Source organism: Gluconobacter sp. OJA (genome assembly GCF_039638325.1).
Classification (GTDB): domain Bacteria; phylum Pseudomonadota; class Alphaproteobacteria; order Acetobacterales; family Acetobacteraceae; genus Gluconobacter; species Gluconobacter cerinus.
In genome coordinates, this window is record NZ_JBDIWI010000001.1 from 218,873 (window position 1) to 240,169 (window position 21,297).

20 protein-coding genes are annotated in these 21,297 nt (G+C 56.0%); 12 read left to right on the forward strand and 8 right to left on the reverse strand.

The features are described from left to right. Positions 1 to 40: 40 nt before the first annotated feature. The 7 genes from ABDK75_RS01020 to pspA are packed head-to-tail and all read right to left on the reverse strand — an operon-like array spanning position 41 to position 5,446. The gene (locus ABDK75_RS01020) at positions 41 to 244 is read right to left on the reverse strand and encodes a hypothetical protein (RefSeq protein ID WP_064275240.1); all 204 of its coding nucleotides are present in this window, start codon (positions 242 to 244) and stop codon (positions 41 to 43) included. Continuing rightward, positions 241 to 1,029: an ABC transporter ATP-binding protein gene (locus tag ABDK75_RS01025; protein WP_046900489.1), complete on the reverse strand. Its 789-nt coding sequence runs from the start codon at positions 1,027 to 1,029 to the stop codon at positions 241 to 243. Before ABDK75_RS01025 ends, ABDK75_RS01020 begins: the two co-directional genes overlap by 4 nt. Then, positions 1,026 to 1,811 (reverse strand): ABC transporter permease, encoded by a 786-nt coding sequence (locus ABDK75_RS01030; protein ID WP_046900490.1) that lies wholly within the window; start codon positions 1,809 to 1,811, stop codon positions 1,026 to 1,028. Before ABDK75_RS01030 ends, ABDK75_RS01025 begins: the two co-directional genes overlap by 4 nt. Positions 1,812 to 1,859: 48 nt before the next feature. Further along, on the reverse strand, positions 1,860 to 3,287 hold the full coding sequence (locus ABDK75_RS01035; protein WP_346004726.1) for a GIN domain-containing protein: 1,428 nt from the start codon (positions 3,285 to 3,287) through the stop codon (positions 1,860 to 1,862). Then, positions 3,287 to 4,498, reverse strand: a complete 1,212-nt coding sequence (locus ABDK75_RS01040) for a hypothetical protein (RefSeq protein ID WP_346004727.1) — start codon at positions 4,496 to 4,498, stop codon at positions 3,287 to 3,289. Before ABDK75_RS01040 ends, ABDK75_RS01035 begins: the two co-directional genes overlap by 1 nt. Further along, the gene (gene pspB, locus ABDK75_RS01045; RefSeq protein WP_211498336.1) at positions 4,495 to 4,737 is read right to left on the reverse strand and encodes an envelope stress response membrane protein PspB; all 243 of its coding nucleotides are present in this window, start codon (positions 4,735 to 4,737) and stop codon (positions 4,495 to 4,497) included. The genes ABDK75_RS01040 and pspB overlap by 4 nt, the downstream gene beginning before the upstream one ends. A 25-nt stretch (positions 4,738 to 4,762) precedes the next feature. After that, positions 4,763 to 5,446: a phage shock protein PspA gene (gene pspA, locus ABDK75_RS01050; RefSeq protein ID WP_046900493.1), complete on the reverse strand. Its 684-nt coding sequence runs from the start codon at positions 5,444 to 5,446 to the stop codon at positions 4,763 to 4,765. A 112-nt stretch (positions 5,447 to 5,558) separates the two neighbouring features. Here pspA and pspF point away from each other — a divergent pair, with 112 nt between their 5' ends. The 11 genes from pspF (at position 5,559) to ABDK75_RS01105 (ending at position 18,194) form a co-directional block, all read left to right on the forward strand. Further along, entirely contained in the window at positions 5,559 to 6,611 is a 1,053-nt protein-coding gene (pspF, locus tag ABDK75_RS01055) for a phage shock protein operon transcriptional activator (RefSeq protein WP_346004728.1), read from the forward strand. Positions 6,612 to 6,895: 284 nt separating this feature from the next. Next, complete coding sequence (locus tag ABDK75_RS01060; protein ID WP_064275243.1) at positions 6,896 to 7,576, forward strand: phosphoadenylyl-sulfate reductase; 681 nt, start codon at positions 6,896 to 6,898, stop codon at positions 7,574 to 7,576. Between the two features lie 50 nt (positions 7,577 to 7,626). Beyond that, on the forward strand, positions 7,627 to 8,421 hold the full coding sequence (gene cysD, locus ABDK75_RS01065; RefSeq protein ID WP_346005813.1) for a sulfate adenylyltransferase subunit CysD: 795 nt from the start codon (positions 7,627 to 7,629) through the stop codon (positions 8,419 to 8,421). Position 8,422: 1 nt separating this feature from the next. After that, positions 8,423 to 10,303, forward strand: coding sequence for an adenylyl-sulfate kinase (cysC, locus tag ABDK75_RS01070; protein ID WP_346004729.1), 1,881 nt, complete (start codon positions 8,423 to 8,425; stop codon positions 10,301 to 10,303). Between the two features lie 475 nt (positions 10,304 to 10,778). Next, the gene (locus ABDK75_RS01075) at positions 10,779 to 11,543 is read left to right on the forward strand and encodes a triose-phosphate isomerase (RefSeq protein WP_346004730.1); all 765 of its coding nucleotides are present in this window, start codon (positions 10,779 to 10,781) and stop codon (positions 11,541 to 11,543) included. After that, positions 11,540 to 12,379, forward strand: a complete 840-nt coding sequence (locus ABDK75_RS01080) for a DeoR/GlpR family DNA-binding transcription regulator (protein WP_346004731.1) — start codon at positions 11,540 to 11,542, stop codon at positions 12,377 to 12,379. The genes ABDK75_RS01075 and ABDK75_RS01080 overlap by 4 nt, the downstream gene beginning before the upstream one ends. 15 nt (positions 12,380 to 12,394) lie before the next feature. Then, positions 12,395 to 12,877 (forward strand): RpiB/LacA/LacB family sugar-phosphate isomerase, encoded by a 483-nt coding sequence (locus ABDK75_RS01085; protein WP_046900499.1) that lies wholly within the window; start codon positions 12,395 to 12,397, stop codon positions 12,875 to 12,877. Positions 12,878 to 12,936: 59 nt separating this feature from the next. Beyond that, positions 12,937 to 13,857, forward strand: a complete 921-nt coding sequence (locus tag ABDK75_RS01090) for a substrate-binding domain-containing protein (protein ID WP_046900500.1) — start codon at positions 12,937 to 12,939, stop codon at positions 13,855 to 13,857. A 28-nt stretch (positions 13,858 to 13,885) separates the two neighbouring features. Beyond that, complete coding sequence (locus ABDK75_RS01095; RefSeq protein WP_211495621.1) at positions 13,886 to 15,391, forward strand: sugar ABC transporter ATP-binding protein; 1,506 nt, start codon at positions 13,886 to 13,888, stop codon at positions 15,389 to 15,391. After that, positions 15,381 to 16,400: an ABC transporter permease gene (locus tag ABDK75_RS01100; RefSeq protein WP_064275248.1), complete on the forward strand. Its 1,020-nt coding sequence runs from the start codon at positions 15,381 to 15,383 to the stop codon at positions 16,398 to 16,400. Before ABDK75_RS01095 ends, ABDK75_RS01100 begins: the two co-directional genes overlap by 11 nt. A 39-nt stretch (positions 16,401 to 16,439) precedes the next feature. Further along, positions 16,440 to 18,194, forward strand: a complete 1,755-nt coding sequence (locus ABDK75_RS01105) for a dihydroxyacetone kinase family protein (RefSeq protein ID WP_346004732.1) — start codon at positions 16,440 to 16,442, stop codon at positions 18,192 to 18,194. A gap of 122 nt (positions 18,195 to 18,316) precedes the next feature. Here ABDK75_RS01105 and ABDK75_RS01110 read toward each other — a convergent pair whose 3' ends face one another. Next, entirely contained in the window at positions 18,317 to 20,047 is a 1,731-nt protein-coding gene (locus ABDK75_RS01110) for a Hint domain-containing protein (protein WP_346004733.1), read from the reverse strand. Between the two features lie 553 nt (positions 20,048 to 20,600). On the opposite strand from ABDK75_RS01110, the gene ABDK75_RS01115 reads away from it, so the two are divergent. Beyond that, positions 20,601 to 21,233, forward strand: coding sequence for a TetR/AcrR family transcriptional regulator (locus tag ABDK75_RS01115; protein ID WP_211515696.1), 633 nt, complete (start codon positions 20,601 to 20,603; stop codon positions 21,231 to 21,233). Positions 21,234 to 21,297 lie beyond the last annotated feature (64 nt).

Sequence of the window (21,297 nt, forward strand, 5' to 3'; positions counted from 1 at the left end):
TATAGGGAGCGTTCCCGTTATGATCCAGTCAGAGAAGGCGTTAATCGTCTGTGCGGATGATGATGCGTGCCATGATGCGGGCAGCCGTCACGATCATAAGCAGGATCAGTGCCTGAATAAGGATATTCTGGCTTTTGGGCGGGTGCATGAACAGAATGAACACCATCGGCAGCGCGATGAGATACGTCAGACCAAGACGCTGCCAAACTCTGCGGGAAATGGGAGGGCGTCGGAACGGCTTCATTTGCGAAGTTCCATGGTGATCGGGCCTTCCCGGCGTCCATGCGTGAACTGGTCCACCATTGCATTGCCTGAGTTCATCAGGTCTGCGGCCAGCCCCTGCCAGACCAGTTTACCCTGGTAAAGCATGGCAGCCTGATTGCCGATCCGCTGCGCTGAAGCCATGTCATGCGTGATGGCGATCGCCGTTGAGCCCAGCTTCTGAACACAATCCACGATCAGTCCGTCAATGACGGCCCCCATGATGGGATCAAGGCCTGTGGTCGGTTCGTCGAAGAACAGGATGTTGGGCTGTCCGGCAATGGCGCGAGCCAGTCCGACGCGCTTCTGCATGCCGCCTGACAGCTCAGACGGGCTGAGCTGTCCAACAGAGGGGTCCAATCCAACCTGCTGGAGGATTCCGCCTGCCAGTTCACGCGCCTTGGATCGGGACGGAACTGGGCCGTCACGGTCCGAGTGCTTGGCCCGAAGCCCGAAGGCGATGTTGTCCGCGACACTCATGCTGTCGAACAGGGCGGCGTTCTGGAACAACATGCCAATCTGTCGCCGCAGGATTTCTTGCCGCCCACGGGGAGCCGTGAGAACGTTCTCGCCATCGATTTCGATAGTGCCAGCATCGGGCTCGATCAGGCCAAGGATACACCGCAAAAGAACGGATTTTCCTGAGCCGGAACCGCCAATTATGACCATGGAGGTGCCGGTTTCGACATCAAGGTCGATTCCGTCGAGCACGACCTTGGGGCCGAACGCCTTCGAAAGGCCGCGGATGCGGATTTTGGGTGTGCTCATTGGGAGAAGAACAGATCTGTGAGGAGGTAATCAAACAGCAGAAGCAGAATGGAGGCGCCCACGACGGCCGCTGTGGTGGCTGAACCCACACCTTCCGCACCGCCGCGGCTGTTATAGCCGTGGTAGCAACCCAGAAGAGCAATGAGGAAGCCGAAAGCCGCTGCTTTAACCAAACCGACCACTACGTCCATGGTCTTCAGCGAATCCAGCGTGGCCGTGATGTAGGTGGACGGTGAAAAACCAAGTTTTGCGACTGATACGGTGAAACCGCCAAGAACACCCAGAACGTCCGCCACGATGACGAGACAGGGTAGGGCGATGGTTCCCGCCAGAAGACGTGGCGTCACCAGATATTTCATCGGGTTGGTCGAAAGTGTCGTCAGGGCATCGATCTGATCGGTGACGCGCATAGTCCCGATCTGGGCAGACATTGCGGCACCGACACGCCCGGCAACCATCAGTCCTGCCAGAACCGGCCCCAGTTCGCGGGTGACAGCCAGAACCACAATCCCGGCGATAGCGCTCTGGACGTGATACTGCCCAAACCCGACATAGGACTGCAAAGCGATGACGGCCCCGGAGAACAGGGCTGTCAGGGCCACAACCGGAAGGGAGAAGAACCCCGTTTCGATCAGCGTGGACAGGAAGATGCGCCAGTAGAACGGTGGCCGCACGAGATGCGACAGCCCTTCCAGCGCAAACATGGCGAGAGCACCCGACTGGCGGACGAGTCCGAGGACGGCACGGCCAAGGGCCGCTATGGGATCAAGAACGGCATTCACCCTTCAGCCCCTACCCTGCGCGCCCGGCTACGTCAAAGTCTGTCTTGCTCAGGCGGAGCGTTCCAGGTCACGGAACTGGCGCTCCAGCGCAAAATCCGGGGAGGTTACGAACTGTTCCATGCGCGCCAACCTTGGCTCCATACGGGCCAGGCGGTCGTTCAGGCGCACCAGAGTATGGTTTGAACTGAAAGATGTCGTCTCCGGGGCGTGGCGTTGTTTATGACGCGCGCTCTGATCTCTGGCTGTGTGAATAACCTCTTCATACAGATCGACAGCACGGCGTGTGTAATAGACATGGGGGGCGTCACCTGCAGATGATTGTCCTCCCATGCGACGGTCAGCCATGCGTGTTTGCCAGTTTCGCGTGAAAGCGGAGAGGCCTTCAGCAATATCGGCCCAGAGAGCACCAAAAAAGGACTCCCCGGTCCGTTTGCGATAACGTCTGGCATGACGCAGGACCAGCCAGACGCAGACCACGATCAGAACAAGACGGAGGCCGCCCAGATGGTGGCCGCTGCTATGTTTGCCGAAAGAGCCAAGAGCCTCCCAGCTTTGCTGCGTGCCGGAATCGAAATTCACGGACTGACCAAGGCTGGCTAAAATGTCTTTCGTGATCGCCTGCCCATCAATCGGTGCGGCTGCGGTGACATGTACGCCGGGGCCTGTGGTATGAACTGTCAGGTCTCCCGAGCCATAGTGACTGCGGGATAATGTTCCTGAAACACTATCGACCAAAACGTTCCCAGATCCATAAAGTGACAGGCTGGCTGAGATGGCACCGACATGTGCTGTGATGTCGGACGAACCGAGATCCCGAATGGAGAGGTTCTCTACTGAGCCACTTCTGAGCAGCATGTTTCCTGATGATGTCGCGGACAGCTCAACACGAGGTGCTGTTACGAGCCCGACAAGCAGGTCTCCGCTTGAGAAATTGAGAACGTGCACATCGCCTGTCACCGTAGCAATGGAAACATTACCGGATCCGGTCATCCGCAGATCCACGCCCGTTGCGCTGTTGACGCGTACGTCACCGCTTCCGGAAAAGCCACTAAGATGGCCGGATGGTCCAGTGACAGTGATGTCGGTCTTGTTGCCGCGGAGATGGATATTCGTCCCGGCTGGAACCTGAATTGTCGAGCTGACTTCGGTGCTGCAGGACGGGTCACTCAGAGCAAGTTTGAGTGTCTTGTCCCCGGCGGCTGTCAGGTTGCCATTTCCCTGAACAACCTTCGCTGTATCACCCTCAACAATATGAAGGTCTGTCAGGCAGGTCGGTGCCAGTTCCAGCGTAGCTCCCGTGACGGAGCTTACACGTTCTGGACTTGGAAACGCTGGGGGCGCCGGTGGAGCCGGGGGAGCAGGAATGGCAGGGGCTGCGTCCTGAGAGAGGGCCGGGCTGATCATCGTTCCTGTAGCAAGCAGGAGGCCGAGGATGCTCCCTGCAAAACGTACCAGATCGTGGGATATCTTCATCATCAGCCTCCCTGTTTTGGTGTATCGCCTTGAGGCGGCATGACCGGAGCTGTTGGCGTCAAAGGAGCAGGCGGCGGTGCCACAGTGTCCGGAAGAGGAGTCTGTGGCAGTTTCTGAGGAGCTTCCGGCGGCGCCGTGGGGACACTGACTGAGGGTGTTTGCTGCGTTGGGGTGGGGGTACTTGGTGCGACGGCAGCCGGGGGCGGTGCGGCGACAACAGGAGGTTGAACGGCTTCCTGTTCCTGCTGGGCCGGTTTCTGAGGCACTGGTGCCGGTGTTGGCGCTGCAGATGTTGATGGAGCTGGAACAGAAGGCTGGCTGATCTGCGGAGATGTTTCTGTTGAAGCTGGCGGCTGAGGAGCCGGCACCGAAGCTTTGGGAATGGGCGGAGGAGCGACTGGCAGCGTAGCCGTAACTGGTGGTGCGGCCGGTGTCACGACAGTCGGCGGCGGAGCAACTGCCGCCGGTGTTCCGACATTTACCGCGCCACTGCCAGACCGAACGATCGGGCCGGAGACGCGCTCAATATTGACGGCGCCTGTGCCGTTGGCTGTCACCGTTGCAACGGAAGCGTTGCCATGAACGGTGGCGGTCGCATTGTCTGACGTCACGATCGTCAGGGCTTCGATACTGCCCTGTGAAACCATGAAAGAGGCATCGTTCGACAGTTGTGCAGATAGAGCGGTCAGTTGTGCAGAGTCGGCGATCAGCGTTGATGTGCCAGAAGCCACGATCTGGGCCGCCCGTTCGAGAGAGCCGATATGTACACTGGAGGCACCATGCATGCTCAGATCAAGGGACTGCGTATTCTCGATATCCATCGTCGCGGAGTCGAGGCTGGCATCAAGAGACGCCAGTTTTCCTTTGATGATGAAATGCGTGTCATGGCTGTCATGGATCGAGACGCCAGTATAAGGCGACACACTGATCGTGACCTTACCATTGGGTGCGCAACTTTTCGTGGCGATGGAGATGCGGCTGTCCGACTCTTCCTTGCCGCTGCGCATCGTTACCTGCGTTGCATTGCTGCTGTCTAAAGTAGCGCCGTCTTTCATGCCTGGGTCTACGACGATCCGCACCTGACCTGTGCAGGGAATCGCCATATCCAGATCAGATCCGGACATGGTGACGCGCGCGGCCTGAGCCGGGTAGGCAGAAACTGCCCCTGTCAGCATGGACAGCAGCAGCATGCGCAGGGCGGTGCGGGATGTCATCGTGAACTCCTAGCTCTCCAGCCCGGGATATCCTCGTCGAGGATGCGTTCGAGCTGGTCGATCCTTTCTTCCAGACGCGTAGCATGGGCCTCGGCCTGTGTCAGGGCAGCCTGCAGATGTGGATCTGAGATGCCCTGATTAGGAAGGCTGCCCGTTCGGGCACGCAACAGGCGCGGGCCCAGGACGAGCGCCGGGATAAAGCCAAAAAGCAGGACAAGAGCGACGATATCCTCATTCATGACTCAGACTTTCTTGCAGCAGTCATCAGGCTTCGCGCTTCTTTTCTGCAATCCGGCGTTTCAGAGTCTCGAACTCATCTTCTACAGCCGCATCCGTCTCCAGAGCGGCCAACTCTTCGTGCAGGGAGGGGCGACCAGACCGACGTCCCAGATCATAGGCTTCGGCTTTGCCTTCCAGTTCATCCAGAGCGCGCTCGACCTGTTCGAAACGGTTCAGCGTGTCATCAATGCGGGTATCGTAGAGCTTTTCACGCGTTTTGAGGCGGCCTTCTGCCGTGCGGGCACGCATGGTCAGGGTTTTCTCACGGGATTTCGCATCCGCCAGTTTGGCCTGAAGCTTGGTGATGTCGTCGTTTTGCTGCTCAAGACCTTCCGTGACCTGTGCAATCTGGCGTTCAAGTCCTTCGCGGGACTGTTCGACCGTGTGACGTGCTGAGAGCGCCGCCTTGGCCAGATCGTCCCGGTTGCGTTCGATGGCCAGTGTGGCCTTGCGGTGCCATTCGTCTTCTTCGTGCATCATGGTGCGCACGCGACGTTCAAGCTGTTTGCGCTCGGCGATGGTGCGGACGGCCTGACTGCGCACTTCAACGAGCGTGTCTTCCATCTCCTGGATGACAAGGCGGATCATCTTCTGCGGATCTTCTGCTGTGGCGAGAATCGCATTGAGATTGGAGTTCACGATGTCGGCGAGCCGAGAAAAAATACCCATGACGCTTTCCTTCCTGAGAACTGGATTAGAGCACAATGACCTGTCTTGTCAGCGGGCTCGTTTTGGGGATGTTATGGTTGTGACAATCTGAAGTGGCGAACGAGGCTCAGAAATGGCGAGATCCACCCAAGCGGACGAGGTTCCGACACCCATCGGGCGGGCTCCGGCATTTCTGGCGATGCTGGACCAGATCTCCCGTCTTGCTCCTCTGAAGCGCCCCGTTCTGGTGATCGGAGAGCGCGGGACGGGGAAGGAACTGGTCGCGGCGCGGCTTGCGTTGCTGTCGGACCGCTGGGACGCACCTTTGGTCAAGCTGAACTGCGCGGCCCTTCCGGAGGCGCTGTTGGACAGCGAGTTGTTCGGACATGAGGCTGGCGCGTTTACGGGTGCGCAGAAGCGGCGTTTGTCCCGGTTCGAGCGTGCAGATGGCGGGACGCTGTTTCTGGATGAAATCGGTACAGCGTCTCTGGCGGTTCAGGAAAAGCTGCTCCGCGTTATCGAGTACGGCAGTTTTGAGCGTGTTGGCGGCAGTGAGACAATTCGCGTGGATGTGCGTTTGATTGGTGCCACCAACGCTGATCTTCCGGCCATGGCGCGGGAGGGAACATTCCGCCCGGACCTGCTCGACCGACTGGCATTCGATGTGGTCAATGTCCCGCCTCTGCGAGCCCGGCAGGACGATATTCCCCTGCTGGCCGACCATTTTGCGACGCGGATGAGCGCGGAACTTGGCCGAAAGCTTTTCGCGGGGTTTTCTCAGAAAGCTTTGCAGCGCCTGATTGACTACGACTGGCCCGGCAACGTCCGTGAGCTTCGGAATGTGGTGGAGCGCAGCGTGTATCGTATGGATCAGCCTGAGCGCCGTCTGGATGAGATTGTGCTTGATCCGTTCGTCACGTCTGACTGGAGTAGCGTTGTGGCTCCAGCCTCGACCGGGGAAGGTCATGTTCAGGGAGACGTTCCCCAAACCTTCCCACTGGATTTTGCTGAGACAGTTAAAGGTCATGAACGTGCGTTGCTGGAAGCGGCCCTCAAGGAGGCGCAGTTTAGCCAGCGGCAGGCCGCAGATCTTCTGGGGCTGACCTATTATCAGTTCCGCCACCACCTGCGGCTGCACGGTCTGGCCGACAAGGAAGCGCGGAAGGCCCTGACCAAAAAAGGATGAACGCAGTTTCATACCTGGGTTCATGCATGAAGTGTGCCAGATTTTGTGGTGTAGGGATTTTCAGGAATGATTCCGTTTGTGGGGTAAGTCATTTGAGGGAAATTTGACCATTAATTGGTAAATCAGGCCAAAAATTCTGCCGCACTTCAATCGATGAGAAATACTCAATTAAACCATTTAATATGGTTATACAAAATAAAATAGTTGAATAATAGGTGAAGCGCGCCTATGTCTCCTTCACGTCGTGATTCTGGCGCGTGTGAACAGGGATATGGGTGCAGTAAATGCCTCTCTCACAATCCGAACTTCAACATCTTTTGGATACGCCGGAGAGTCACGCACTTGAGGAGGCGCTCGTGAGCCTGAAAGGCCGCGTCGCGGTTATTTCCTCATTTGGAGCTGAGTCGGCCATTCTTCTGGATGAGATTGCCCGGATAGACCCGTCTGTGCCGGTTTTCTTTCTGGATACACGGCGCCATTTCCCGGAAACGCTCTCCTACCGTGATGAGCTTTCCGATGCGCTCGGCCTTCAGGACGTCCGGACTATTTCTCCCTTGGCTCGGGAACTTGAGAACAGAGATCCACAGGATCAGCTCGCGGCATTCGATCCGGATGCCTGCTGCGCCCTGCGTAAAGTGGAGCCTTTGGAGTTGGTGCTTCCGGAATTTGATGTCTGGCTGACCGGGCGCAAGCGCAGTCAGGCCTCAACACGGGCAGCTCTTCCAATTGTGGAACCACAGCCGGATGGCACCGTGAAGCTCAACCCGCTTGCGGGATGGGGCATGGAGAAAATCGAAGCAGAGATGCGTCGTCGGAACCTGCCGCGGCATCCTCTGGTTTCAAAAGGATACACTTCGATTGGCTGTGCGCCTTGCACACGGCCGGTTGGAGACGGAGAAGACGGGCGGGCAGGTCGTTGGGCCGGTCTGACCAAGACAGAATGCGGCATTCATCGGCCGGCATGAACATGGAGCGGACAATGACGCGGACACAAACCCTGGCGGAACCGCGCGTCATGGATGATCTTGACCAGCTCGAAGCTCAGAGCATTTTCATCCTGCGTGAAGCCTATCGGAAACTGAAGCCCCTCTCGCTGCTGTGGTCCCTCGGGAAGGACAGCAACGTCATGGTCTGGCTGGCGCGCAAGGCGTTCATGGGGCGCGTGCCGTTCCCGGTCATGCATGTGGATACCGAGAAGAAATTCCCGGAAATGTATGCCTTTCGGGATGAGTACACCAAGAAGTGGGATCTGGACCTCCTTCTGGGATACTGCCCACCGGTCGAAGAAATCGATCCGTCCCTGCCGCCCGCTGCACGTTCCGCAGCGCGCAAGACGGCGGGTCTGGCGGCAATGATCGACAAGCACAAGCTGCGTGGCGTGATTGCTGGTATTCGCCGTGACGAGCAGGCCACACGTGCCAAGGAGCGCGTGTTCAGCCCGCGTGGCGCCGGTCATCGCTGGGATGTTCGCAATCAGCCGCCCGAATTCTGGGACCAGTACGCCACGCCGTATGAAGACGGCATGCATATTCGTGTGCATCCGTTGCTGGCTTGGCGGGAAATCGACATCTGGCGCTACATCGAACGCGAAGGCATCCCCCTCGTGGATCTGTATTTTGCCAAGGATGGTAGGCGTTATCGCTCTCTGGGTGATCAGGACATCACAAGCCCGATCGAGAGCAATGCCACGACCGTAGCCGAAGTGATTGCCGAGCTGGAAAGCAGCAAGACATCCGAGCGCGCCGGGCGTGCCATGGATCATGAATCAGAAGACGCATTCGAGCGTCTGCGCGTGGCGGGGTATCTGTAAGATGGGTGACATTATCGCAACCCAGGAACTCTCTGGAGCGTATCGCGCGGCCGCCACGCCGATCGTGATCGTCGGGCACGTCGATCACGGTAAATCTACCCTGATTGGACGTCTGCTTTACGATACGGACAGCCTTCAGGACGGCAAGCTGGCGCAGATCGTTGAGAGCAGCCGCAAGCGTGGTCTGGCGGTGGAGTGGAGCTTCCTGCTCGACTCCCTTCAGATCGAGCGCGATCAGGGCGTGACGGTTGATTCCACGCGGATTCCATTCCGTCTGGGCTCCCGTGAGTTCGTGATCGTGGATGCGCCGGGCCATCGTCAGTTCCTGCGCAACATGATTACGGGTGCTGCCGATGCCGAGGCGGCAGTTCTGGTTGTGGATGCTCAGGAGGGTGCACAGGAGCAGACGCGGCGTCATGCCATGCTGCTGCGTCTGATCGGAATCCGGCACGTCATTGTGCTGCTGAACAAGTCCGACGTTCTGGGCTTTGACGAGGCCAAGATCGTTCAGGCCGAGTCAGATGTCCGCCAGCTTCTGGGCCGTCTCGAAATCGAAGTTGAAGCCGTTGTTCCGGCGTCTGCGCGTGATGGTGACAATATTGCCAGCCGTTCCGAGCGGTCTGCTTGGTACAAGGGGCCGACGCTGATCGAGGCTCTGGCCAATGTGCCGCCGCCGACGTCCCGTCTGTCTCTGCCGTTCCGGATGCCGGTGCAGGACGTTTATCGCTTTGATGGCGTGCGTTACGTCGCCGGCCGGATCGAGCGTGGCACTGTTCGTGCGGGCGATCGTCTGGCAATTGGTGCCCAGGGCCAGATTGCAACGGTTGCAGAAGTCTGCCGCTGGCATGCGCCGGAACTGCCGGTTGCTGGTGCGGGTGAATCCATTGCGCTGCGCCTGGAGCCGGATCTGGTGCCGGATCGTGGGGACTTGCTGTTCCCGGCGGATGATAAAGCGTCAGCACCAGAGCGTTCTGCCCGTATTCGCACGCGTCTGTTCTGGTTGCGTGGTGAGCCTCTTCGTGTTGGTGAAAGCTTCACGCTGCGACTGACAACAGCAGAGCATGATGTGACGGTGGCGTCCATTGATGCGGTTGTCGATCTGGATGACCTGACATTGCGTCAGGGCGATGAGGTCCCGCCGGACGGATTTGCTGAAATCACGCTCGCGGCTTCTCACGCCGTGCTGTTTGACCCGTTCTCTCCGGGAATGGGCGATGGACGTGGTGTTCTGGTCGATCGTCATCAGCGGATTGTTGGCGGCGCACCGCTGATTGGTCCTGCTGAACTCGAAGATGGTGTTCATGCGATTCACCCGACGGCCAGCCGTATCTCTGCTGTCCAGCAAGCTCAGACGCGTGGTCATAAGAGTGGCGTGTTCTGGCTGACGGGCCTCCCGGGCTCCGGCAAGAGCACTGTGGCTCGTGCGACAGAAGTTTCTCTGGCAGGGCAGGGTGTGAAAGCCACCATTCTGGATGGAGATACGTTGCGGGTCGGGCTGTGCAGCGATCTGGGCTTCTCGCCGGAAGACCGTCGCGAGAACATTCGTCGTGCGGCGCATGTCGCGAAAATTCTGTCTGAGAGCGGCCAGGCTGTCGTTGTCGCACTGGTCTCGCCTCTTCAGGCAGACCGTGATCTGGCGCGCCAGATTGTAGGTGAGGGCTTCCACGAGATTTTTGTGGATACACCTCTGGAAACCTGCGAACAGCGTGACCCCAAAGGGCTTTATGCTGCGGCACGTTCGGGAAAAATTCCAGAGTTCACGGGTGTTTCAGCACCTTACGAAGCTCCATTATCTCCGGAGCTGCGCTTGGGAGCTGACCGGACGGAGGCAGAGACTGTCAGTGAATTGACGGGCTTTGTGCTTCGGGTTGTGCAGCCCTGATTGCAAATAAATAAAATGAATTGAGAAACGGCGGGCTTTGTCCCGCCGTTTTTTTTGCTCAAAAGCCGTCTACCTCACGGTGCACGTGTCACGCGATCCCGGTCACATAGTTTGTCCTGTTCTCGAAAGAGAGGGAGAATTACCTCATTCTGTGTTGATCGTTTTAGGCCAAAATCTGGCTGCGTAAGTAGGCGATGAATACGTCTTCTGACCCGTAACTCCACATAGACATCACATAAAAAGTAACATTTATCACGTATTTATGTGATGAAATTCCGTAGAACAATCAGCGTCGTTTGTCACGCATAATACCCAATTATATCAGATAATTATGCATTAACGGCCTTTGCCATATCCGTAAAACATCATTCTAAATCCCAGTGGTAACAGCCTTTTTGTGACGAAATTCTCATTGATGAAGTTATTTATAACAGTATAGTTGTTACGAATCGGGTGCTCAAATCGGAGATGGACGATGGAGCGTGACGCTATCTGGGTTGGTACAAGCTGGAAGATGAACAAGGGGCCTGCGGCATCTGTCGCGGCCGCGAACGAGCTTGCACGGATGTCTTTCCCGGCAGCTATCCAGCCGTTCGTCATCCCACCATTTACGTCTCTAAAGGATGTCTGTGACAGGCTCTCAGGAAGCCGTGTGGCAGTAGGTGCGCAGAACATGCACTGGCAGGACGAGGGCGCCTGGACCGGAGAAATTTCTCCGACCATGATTTCGGAATGTGGTGCGGAACTGGTGGAAATTGGTCACTCAGAACGCCGGACCTATTTCGGAGAAACGGATCAAACCGTTAATCTCAAGGTTCATGCGGCTCTGCGACATGGATTAAGGCCGCTTGTCTGTATCGGTGATACGGCTGATGAATATTCTTATAACGTAACAAATGAAACTTTGGCACGTCAATTGAAGATCGCCCTTCACGGGGTGTCTGAAGACGATATTCCGCAGGTTCTCATTGCATATGAACCTGTCTGGGCCATAGGTGCGTCAGGGCGCCCTGCAGATGCGGCTTTTGTTGAGAGAACGCATAATTATTTGCGTAAGGTCCTGATTAACATTGCCGGATCCAGTGCAGGCTCTGCCGTCAAGCTCCTCTACGGTGGAAGTGTGACGCAGGACAATGCGGCCGGTTATGTCGCTCTGCCGCATGTGAATGGAGTGTTCGTTGGGCGGGCTGCTTGGAATGTGGAGCATTTTCAGGCGTTGGCTGAGGGGGTCATCGCATGATGCCCCAGGCAACCTTTGAAACGCGCTCTGCCTCTGCACGCCGCCAAAACATTTTGGACTATGTTCGGGATCGTGGTGGCGCACAGATTGACGAGTTGGCCGGACGTTTTGTCACCAGCCGAATGACTATTCACCGGGATCTTCAGGTCCTTTCGGAACGCGGAGTTTTGCGTCGTGTGCATGGGGGGGTGACTACGCCACCAAAAGCATTTTCAGAGGGCAGTATTTCCCAGCGCAGTCATCGTGCGATGGAGGCCAAGCAGGCTATCGCGGCTGTGGCGGCAGGCCTTGTCGAAGAAGGTGAAATCATTGCACTGGATGATTCAACCACATCTCGCGTGCTGGCTGAGCGTCTGACTGACAGTGCGTCTCTTACAGTTGTCACGAACAGCATGGGTACTGCGAACCTGTTCACCAGCAAGCCCAATGTAAATCTTCTGCTGCTTGGTGGTCGCTATAACATCGATTTTGACGCGTTCTTCGGAACACTGTGTGAGCAGGCCGCGGCATCGCTGCGCGTCAACACGCTGTTCCTGTCCGTCGCAGCAATTCGGGGAATGACGGCGTATCATCAGGAGCAGGATATCATCAAAGCCAAGCAGGCCTTGATGAATATTTCCGATCGCAAAATCCTGCTCGTGGACAGTACGAAATTTGGTGTCATCACGCTCAATCGTTTTTCCGATTTAACGGAATTCGATGTGGTGATCACGGATTCAGGTCTCGAAAAAGACCTGGAGGACACGCTCCGCAATGCGGGGATCAATCTGAAAATTGCGGAAATCTCCACCGTCAGGGCGCGCGGATCAAGCAACTCCCCTGAACGTAACCCATAAAGACGGAGAAAAATCATGCGTATTGCGATTGGAGGCGATCGGGCCGGAGAAGGTCTTGCAGGCCTCATTGCTGCACATCTTCGCGCCACAACGCCGCATACGGTTGTTGATATGTCCCATCCTGAAGATGATCATCCTGAGCTCTACTCGGAGCTAAGTGAGCGGGTCGGTCTCGCGATCACGCACGGGGATTTTGATCGGGGAATCCTGTGCTGCGGAACGGGAATTGGCGTTTGTATTTCCGCCAATAAAATTCCGGGAATTCGGGCCGCGCTAACGCACGACACCTATTCTGCAGAACGTGCTGCCCTTTCAAACGATGCCCAGATCATCACCATGGGGGCACGTGTCATCGGGCCGGAACTGGCCAAAAGCATTGTGGATGCCTGGTTGGCGCATAGCTTTGACCCGTCTGGGCCGTCCGCAGGCAACGTTGCGGGCATTGAAGAATTGAGCCGGAAATATTCCGAGCATCATCTACAAACATCCAACTGCTGAAAATACTTCCCCTGCTTCCGATCTGATGCCGGAACGGGTTATCTGGAAAGACGACGAACATGAAAAAAGCTCTTTTCCTTGGTGCTGTTCTGGCCGCAACGCCACTTGCTGCACAGGCCGCTGACACAAGCACGCCGCTGCGCTTTGTTCTGATTCCGAAAGTTGTCCATCCGTGGTTTGACAAGCTCAATACGGGTGCTCGTGCCGCAGCAGACATGATCACCAAAACTACGGGACAAAAGATCGAAATCGAATACCGTGCGCCGCAAACAGCTGATGTCTCTTCCCAGAATGACATCATAGAAAGAGCGATTGCTACGCATCCTGACGGACTTATTCTTGATCTGCTAGACGAGAAGGGAAATCGCGCTACGATGGATGAAGCCATCGAGCAGAAAATTCCCATGACCGTTTTCGACTCTCTTCCTCCGGAGGGTATGAATATTACGGCAGTGGGCGCCGATTTCTGTGAGCAGGGAACGATTGCGGCCGAACGGCTTGCCACACTAATTGGCAAAAAAGGTGAAGTGGCCATCATGATGGGTGTGCCAACAGCGCCCAACCACACCTTACGTGCAGAGTGTGAAAAGAAGGTCTTTGCAAAATACCCGGATATCAAAGTTGTCGCGACCGGGATCGACAACGACAGCATCGAGACAGGTCAAAAACAGGCCTCTGCCATCATGCAGGCGCACCCCAATCTCGTGGGATGGGTTGCCTGTGATGCATCTGGTCCTGTGGGCATCGGGCAGGCCATTCGGGAAAGCGGGAAGGCAGGCAAAGTCCAGGAAGTCGGCCTCGATAACCTGAACGATATGCTTCAGCTCATTCGGGATGGTGTTGCGGAATCAACAGCGTCCAGCCGCCCGGAAATGCAGGGTTACTGGGCTGTCGTCTCTGCATGGCAGAGCGCGATGGGGCAGAAAACACCCAAATACATCGATACGGGCATCGACGTCATCACCAAGAAAACCCTCTGAGTCTGGCTCTGAGGCAGGAGTAACGATCATGGCGGTTCTCCAGGTTGAAGCTGTCCGTAAAAGCTATCCCGGTGTGGTCGCGCTCGATCACGTCGATCTGACGCTTGAGCCGGGCAAAATCCATATCCTGGCCGGAGAAAATGGCGCGGGTAAATCCACGTTGATCAAGACCCTGACAGGTCTTGTCACGCCTGACGAAGGAAAGGTCCTGATCGAGGGGCAGGATGCTCTGGCGGATCATAGCCTTTTCTCCCGTATTGCTTACGTACCGCAGGAACTGAATCTGTTTCCGTCCATGACGGTGGCTGAAAACATGTTCATGCCGTTCCATCGTTCGGGATTTGGTCATCTGACGATTTCCCGGAAGGCCATGGAAGCGGAGGCATCCCGTTTTATCGAGCGCTTTGGGATTCATGCCCGGCCGGGACAGACCGTCAGTCGCATCAGCGTATCAGATCAGCAACTGCTTCAGATTGCGCGTGCGGCCTGCCGGGATGAGTTCAAGGTTTTGATCCTGGATGAACCGACATCTTCCCTCACGGCGAACGAGACGGAACATCTTTTCCGCATCATCACCACGTTGCGGGACAGTGGCTGTGCAATTGTTTTTGTCTCGCACAAAATGGAAGAAATTTTCAGTCTGGGAGACACAGTGACCGTTCTGCGCAATGGTCGCAGTGTTGGGACGTACCCGATGGACGGCATGACGGAAGATCAGCTTATCCGTCTGATGTCTGGCAGTTCTGTTCAGCTTGAAGAGAAATTTCAGCCGCGGGGTGCCATTGATGATTCTGATATTCTTCTGAGTGTGGAAGGCCTGACGGGACCGGGCTTTTCAGATGTCTCTTTTCAGCTCCGTCGTGGCGAAATTCTTGGTTTTGCGGGGCTGGTGGGGGCTGGTCGTTCGGAAGTGATGCAGACCATGTTCGGGTATCATTCCGCAAAATCCGGACGGTGCATGTTTAACGGTAAAGAAATACCTCGCGGCAGAACAGATCGGGCTGTGGCTATGGGCATGGTCTATCTTTCCGAAGAACGAAAACACCACGGTATTTTTCCGCTTCTGAGCGTGCGTGAAAATATCAGTCTTTCCGTGCTCGAAAAGATGAAGCGCGGTGGCATCATTTCTTCTGGTAAAGAGAAATCAATTGTTTCTGAAACGATCCAGAAATTCGATGTGCGAACATCTTCTGTAGGCAAGAAAATTGTCTTCCTGTCGGGTGGAAACCAGCAAAAGGCCATTATCGGCCGTGCCATGGCGCGTCGTCCTCGCATCCTGATTTTCGATGAGCCCACCAAGGGTATCGATATCGGCACGAAATTCCAGATTTACCGCATCATGCAACAGCTCGCGGAAGAGGGTGTCGGCATCATCCTCGTCTCTTCTGAAATGACTGAATTGCAGCGCTGCGCAACGCGAATCATCACCATGTACGGCGGTCGGACCACCGGGTCGTTCGACCAGGCTACCACTGACGTCAATACGCTTGTGGGCGCGATCATCGGCGCCACGGAGACCCGTCATGTCGCTTGAAACCACGCTCCCTGGAGCAACTCCCACGCCGCCAAAGGCGTCTTCCATTCGCGCGCTTATAGCCAGAATGGTCGCCAATCCGCTGGGTGGCGTCATTGGTGCGATGATCCTGATTTTCGGGATTTCGTGTCTGTTGTCGCCGCACTTCCTGACGTCATTCAACATGATCATCATCGCGCGTGCGCTTGCGTTCATCGGCTTGGTAACCATCGGGCAGGCCGTCTTGATGATCCTTGGCGAGCTTGACCTGTCCGTTGGTGCGATTGGTGGCCTCGCTGGCGTCGTTGGCGGCATGCTGATGGTGCAAGTCGGTTTGAATCCCTGGCTCTCGCTGGCTTTGTGCCTGTTGATGGGAGCGGGATGTGGCTTATTGAATGGCCTGCTGATTACTCAGCTTCGCCTGCATTCTCTGGTGCTGACCATCGGTATGGCGGGCGTCTATGGGGGCGCCAATCTGGTGGCGACACGCGGCGTCGCCATTACCGGTGTGCCGCATGAAATCAGCTTCCTTGGTAGAGGTCTTGTCCTCGGCGTGCCGGTTCCATTTCTGGTGCTGCTGGTCTGTCTGACGGTTGTTGCATTCGTCATGATGCGTACGCCTGTCGGGCGCTACATTTACGCCATCGGGAGCAACCCGCAGGCTGCAAGAATGCTCGGTATTCGCGTCAATGCCATTCGTATGGGCGCGTTCGCGCTCGCCGGTTTCCTGTCTGCTCTGGCTGGCATTCTTATGGTCGCGCGTCTTGGAACAGCACAGCCATCCATCGGTGACACATGGGTTCTGTCTCCGATTGCGGCAGCCGTCATTGGTGGTGTTGCAACTACGGGTGGTCTGGGCAGCCCGGTAGGCGCTGTGCTGGGTGCTGTGATCATTGGGATCATTGAAGACATCATCGTCCTCTTTGGCATCTCGCCGTACTGGCAGTCCGTTGTGAGCGGAGGCATCGTTGTGCTCGCCATCTCTCTGGACTCCCTCGCCCGTCATTACCTCAACCGCGACGCGTCCTGACCGTCAGCAGCTTTTCATCCTGATAAAGGAGAGACTCACATGACCAAGATCTGTGGCGATGCTTCCGAATTCGCAGCCTCGGCCCTGCATGGATACAGCATGGTGCATCGAGACCTTGTCAAAATGGTCCGGGGTGGTGTTGTGCGCGCCAAACCGGGTTCAAAAGGTAAGGTGGCTGTCGTCGTCGGGGGAGGATCAGGGCACTATCCGGCATTCATCGGATATGTGGGAACTGGTTTTGCAGATGCGGCCATTGCTGGAGATATCTTCGCGTCTCCGTCAACGCAGGCCATTCAAAGCGTCGTGCGTCAGGCTGATCTCGGGGGAGGCATTCTTCTGGGCTTTGGCAATTATGCTGGAGATGTTCTGAACTTCGGTATCGCCGCCGACAGGTTGCGGGCAGAGGGATATGACGTTCGCATTCTTGCAACCATGGATGACGTGGCCAGCGCGACAGAAAATGAGAGGGAACGTCGGCGCGGTATTGCGGGTGATCTGACAATTTTCAAGATTGTGGGCGCTGCTGCGGAAGAAGGGCTGGATCTGGACGCTGTCGAACAGATTGGTCACCGCGTAAACCATCAGACACGAACATTCGGTGTTGCTTTCGATGGCTGCACACTGCCGGGCGAAGCAGACAAGCTGTTTCACGTACCGAATGCCCGTATGGCGCTTGGGCTAGGTGTGCATGGGGAGCCGGGGATCGGGGAGGAGAGCATTCCAACACCGCAGGTCCTGGCACAGATTCTGCTGGAAAAAGTCCTAAGCGAATTGCCTGCCGGGGCATCCCGGCGTGTAGCTCTGACTCTCAACGGGTTGGGAAGCACGAAACAGGAGGAACTGTTTGTTCTGTGGGAAGCACTGGCGCCCCTGTTGGAAAAAGCAGGTCTGACGGCTGTGGCCCCTCTGGTTGGAGAATATGTCACCAGTCTTGATATGGCAGGCTGTTCACTGACCTTGACCTGGCTTGATGAAGAACTGGAGCGCCTCTGGTGTGCTCCGGTTGATACGGCTGCGTTGCGCCATGGCTTGATTGAAGAGGTAGGTACAACCTTTGAGGACGCGCCAGCCGAGACCAGCGTGACATACATGAAATCGTCCACAGCAGAAGGGCGGCGAGGCGGTCAGTGCGTCTCGGGAGTTATGAGCACCCTAGCCGAGGCTCTTGCAGTGGCAGAAACTGAGCTGGGTCATATCGATGCGGTGGCGGGAGATGGAGATCATGGGCAGGGAATGGCCCGCGGTTCGGCTGCCGCTAAAGCTGCGGCCGCCAGAGCGGCGATTTCAGGAGCTGGGCCTGCAACCACGCTTTCAGCGGCGGCAGACGCTTGGGCAGATCGTGCCGGCGGAACGTCTGGCGCTTTGTGGGGCGAGGGCCTGAGAGCGTTCAGTCTGGCGCTGGACGACAATGCGCTTCCTTCTTCAACGCAGCTTGCTCAGGGAGTAAGGCAGGCAATGGAGCGCATCATGTCTCTTGGGAAAGCCAAGCCTGGGGACAAAACCCTCATTGATGCTCTCGTGCCATTTGTGGAAATGCTTGAGCAGGAGCTTTCAGGTGGTGCGGCTCTGCCCGTGGCATGGTCTAAGGCTGCCAATGCCTCACAAGCCGCCGCCGAGGCTACGAAAGATCTTCTTCCTCGCATGGGGCGCGCTAGAACCCATGGTGAAAGAAGCAAGGGTCATCCTGATGCGGGGGCTCTTTCTCTCGCGCTTTGTGTCGGTGTGGTGGGAAAGGAACTGCAGACTCAGCTTCTTGAAGGTGAGCAAAAACGCACAGTTTCTCTGGGGGAGTAAGGGAAAACCGGACGCTTTCTCAGAGAAACGCGTCAGGGGAGGCTTTTCTTGAGAACTCCTGACCTGGCGAACGTGAAAGGTCAGGAGCTTTCTCACCAAAAGCTCCTGATCCTTTTAACGGCTTAGCCGAAAGAAAGCTGGAGCGCTGAATCGTCTTGGCTCTCCAGAAGATATGGCCCTGCGTTCAGAACCTGAACTTCCAGCATCCCGATCGCATCAGCATTCCGGTTCCCCAGAGACACCAGAGCATTGCCATTCGTCCAACGGGCTTCACCGTTGGTTTCAGCGTACCAGCCCGCATCCTCGGATGCAGAAAGATGGGACGTGATGGAATGGCAAACCGTGCTGTCCCAGAGTTTGATTTGCCCAACCAGAACGCCGAGATTGCGACGGTCATCAACAAATGGACCAACAACATCTGCTGGGCGGCTGCTTCTTGAAACCAGACGAACCGATGTGACGCCCGGGTGGATCTGGAACAGAACCGATCCCTGCATTGTCCGTGATGGATAAATCACGGTGTTGTCCGTCGTGACCAAATGCAGATCATGGTCCTCAGTTTGTTCTGCGGGACGCGATGTTTCGCCGATATCCAGCTTGATCGCACGTTCCAGAAGCGCCGTATAAAGCGGTTCGACCTGCTCGCGGTTTACACCTAGCGGCGCGGCAGCATCAGACACCCATGTCTGATTGTTCAGGCGAACAACATCTCCGGTCTGTTCGAACGAAGTGCGGTTTCCCGTGTCCAGATAGCTTTCAGCTTCTGCGCCATCGGCGATAAGAACGCCGTGTGTTTCGAGTTCCACATGGAAGATTTCGAAAAAGCTCTCGGACGTATCTGTCGTGATGGAACGACCATTGACCAGCATCCGCGCCGGAACCATCAGATCATTCAGATGCAGGCAGTGCTCCGAGGTAACACGCAGGTCCTTGTGTGGGACATTGTTGGCGAGTGCGTTGGCCTTGATGCAGACGGGCCATTTGTCAGGGTCTGTACTGGCTTTGACGTCCACAAAACGACGGCCCACCCAGCGGATTGGCTCTGGCTGAAGTTTGCCATTCCGTTTGACCATGACCAGATCGCCAATCTGCAAGGTTTCAACAGCCTTTTCACCATCTGGCGTTAAAATCATGGTTTTGGACAGATAGCAGACCGTCACCCGGATGCCGCCGCTATCGTACTGACCCGACGACGCTGAGACGTCGAACGTATGACCATTATAGGCCGTCGTATCCAGGCCCACGGACTGTACAAGCTTACCTGCTGAATAAACATTCAAGGTCGAGCCACTGACACTGGCTGACATACTGGAACCAGCCTTGAAGTCTGCAAATGTCAGCAGAGAGCCAGAGGTAATGTCCAGACCGCTGATAATGGCGCCTGAATGAACTGTATAAATTCCACCGGAAGACACCGTGGCGCTAATGGACGACGCACCAGCCTGTACGGAGAATTCTCCGCCATTGGCAACAGTCGTATAATAGTCCTTGGATGGGCCGTAGCTGTTGCCGAACTCCTGGGCAAAGCCACCAGAAGAAACGGTGACGTTACTGAGTACACCGCCTCGATTATTGATTTCAGCGCCGGAAAAAACCGTGACGTCTGTGACCGTCGCTCCGGAATAGGTGTAGAGCCGAGCGCCATTGGCAGCATATTTCGCGCCGCCAGAACTCAGTACGATGCCAGAGGCGCTTCCACTTTTGACATTGACAACGCCGCCTGAAGAAACAGCGATGCTGCTGGCTTTCCCGCCACCTAAGACATTCAGTGTGCCGCCACCACGGACAACGAAACCGCTTTGTGTCGTACCGCTAACGGTCGTGGAGCTGCCTGAACTGACTGTCGTTGTCATGTGATTCCTATGCTTCGTCGTCGACGCTGAATGCGAATGGTTTGTTTTAAGTAAACTAATGGTATGATTTCAGGTGGTTTTTGTAAAATGGAAATATTGATTTTCACGATTTTCCACGGCCGAAAGACCAAAAAGAAAACACTGAGTTTCTAAAAAGTCCTGATATTTTCAGGAGAAATACTTTTTGAGAAAAATTCATTCTAGAGGTTGGAGTTAATTGGAATTTTCATGTTGGATTCCGAATGTGAGATGGAGAGAGGCCAGAAAAGCGCTCTGATATTTTCAAATCGATAGATGGTCTGCGGTAGCATAGTGGTTTCTGGAAATGCCTCTCTCCCGGCAAACCTGAGAGGCCCATTCGAGATGTGGAGAGACTGATGATCTCGATAACGTCATGTCCCGAGGTCTTTGCTTAGAACAGCAACCCTAAGAAAGTGTTGATTGGAAGAAACGTTGGCGAATGGAATTGAAGAGGAATTTCCGGAAGCGGGAGCTTCACTGTAAGAGAATTTCCTATCGTTGATTTTGGCATCAGGGGCCTGTCTGTAATCTCATGAGTGTTTCTTCTGTCCCCGTGCGGCGGCGTACGCAGGCTGATCGTAGCGCCTCGACGCGTGCCAAGGTTGTGCAAGCGGCCGTCAATCTACTTCAGACGCAGGGCTATACCGCGACAACAATACAACGCATCGCAAAAGCGGCGGGTGTCAGTCTTGGGGCGTTGCAGCACCACTTCCCCACAAAATCACTGATTATGGCCACGGTCCTGCGTCATTATGCTCTGAAGCGCGCGCGCCTCTACAGGCAGGCCATCAGCAACAAGGAAACACCTGAGCAGCGTGTTGATGCCATGCTGGATACGATGTGGGCACTCGTGACCGCCGGGCCGGAATTTATTGCGACGGTGGAAATAGAGCTGGCAAGGCGAAGCGATCCGGATCTGGAAGAAGTGACGGCTCCGGTTCTTGCCCGCATTGACCAGTTCATGACGCGGTGGTTGTCCGGAAAGCGGGGTGTGGCGCCCAGTCAGGAGTTTATTGATCTGCGACTTCTGAATGCTGCGCTTTTGCGCGGGTTAGCAGTTGAAACGGCACGAGGCATTCCGCTGGAGGATCTCTATCGCTCCTTTGAAGTCTGGCGCAGATTTGCCCGCGAAGAATTCCTTCGAATTGCCTTGAAAACTCCCTGATTGAGAGGGCTGGAAACGTCCTGCACGTGCAGGGTCGAATCATTCCGATACGCAAATAATTTAT

What these genes read in the sequence shown, in the direction of transcription:
- ABDK75_RS01020 (WP_064275240.1), bottom strand. Translation starts at nt 244, where the DNA reads ATGAAGCCGTTCCGACGCCCTCCCATTTCCCGCAGAGTTTGGCAGCGT.
- ABDK75_RS01025 (WP_046900489.1), bottom strand. Translation starts at nt 1,029, where the DNA reads ATGAGCACACCCAAAATCCGCATCCGCGGCCTTTCGAAGGCGTTCGGC.
- ABDK75_RS01035 (WP_346004726.1), bottom strand. Translation starts at nt 3,287, where the DNA reads ATGATGAAGATATCCCACGATCTGGTACGTTTTGCAGGGAGCATCCTC.
- ABDK75_RS01040 (WP_346004727.1), bottom strand. Translation starts at nt 4,498, where the DNA reads ATGACATCCCGCACCGCCCTGCGCATGCTGCTGCTGTCCATGCTGACA.
- pspB (WP_211498336.1), bottom strand. Translation starts at nt 4,737, where the DNA reads ATGAATGAGGATATCGTCGCTCTTGTCCTGCTTTTTGGCTTTATCCCG.
- pspA (WP_046900493.1), bottom strand. Translation starts at nt 5,446, where the DNA reads ATGGGTATTTTTTCTCGGCTCGCCGACATCGTGAACTCCAATCTCAAT.
- pspF (WP_346004728.1), top strand. Translation starts at nt 5,559, where the DNA reads ATGGCGAGATCCACCCAAGCGGACGAGGTTCCGACACCCATCGGGCGG.
- ABDK75_RS01060 (WP_064275243.1), top strand. Translation starts at nt 6,896, where the DNA reads ATGCCTCTCTCACAATCCGAACTTCAACATCTTTTGGATACGCCGGAG.
- cysD (WP_346005813.1), top strand. Translation starts at nt 7,627, where the DNA reads ATGGATGATCTTGACCAGCTCGAAGCTCAGAGCATTTTCATCCTGCGT.
- cysC (WP_346004729.1), top strand. Translation starts at nt 8,423, where the DNA reads ATGGGTGACATTATCGCAACCCAGGAACTCTCTGGAGCGTATCGCGCG.
- ABDK75_RS01075 (WP_346004730.1), top strand. Translation starts at nt 10,779, where the DNA reads ATGGAGCGTGACGCTATCTGGGTTGGTACAAGCTGGAAGATGAACAAG.
- ABDK75_RS01080 (WP_346004731.1), top strand. Translation starts at nt 11,540, where the DNA reads ATGATGCCCCAGGCAACCTTTGAAACGCGCTCTGCCTCTGCACGCCGC.
- ABDK75_RS01085 (WP_046900499.1), top strand. Translation starts at nt 12,395, where the DNA reads ATGCGTATTGCGATTGGAGGCGATCGGGCCGGAGAAGGTCTTGCAGGC.
- ABDK75_RS01090 (WP_046900500.1), top strand. Translation starts at nt 12,937, where the DNA reads ATGAAAAAAGCTCTTTTCCTTGGTGCTGTTCTGGCCGCAACGCCACTT.
- ABDK75_RS01095 (WP_211495621.1), top strand. Translation starts at nt 13,886, where the DNA reads ATGGCGGTTCTCCAGGTTGAAGCTGTCCGTAAAAGCTATCCCGGTGTG.
- ABDK75_RS01100 (WP_064275248.1), top strand. Translation starts at nt 15,381, where the DNA reads ATGTCGCTTGAAACCACGCTCCCTGGAGCAACTCCCACGCCGCCAAAG.
- ABDK75_RS01105 (WP_346004732.1), top strand. Translation starts at nt 16,440, where the DNA reads ATGACCAAGATCTGTGGCGATGCTTCCGAATTCGCAGCCTCGGCCCTG.
- ABDK75_RS01110 (WP_346004733.1), bottom strand. Translation starts at nt 20,047, where the DNA reads ATGACAACGACAGTCAGTTCAGGCAGCTCCACGACCGTTAGCGGTACG.
- ABDK75_RS01115 (WP_211515696.1), top strand. Translation starts at nt 20,601, where the DNA reads ATGAGTGTTTCTTCTGTCCCCGTGCGGCGGCGTACGCAGGCTGATCGT.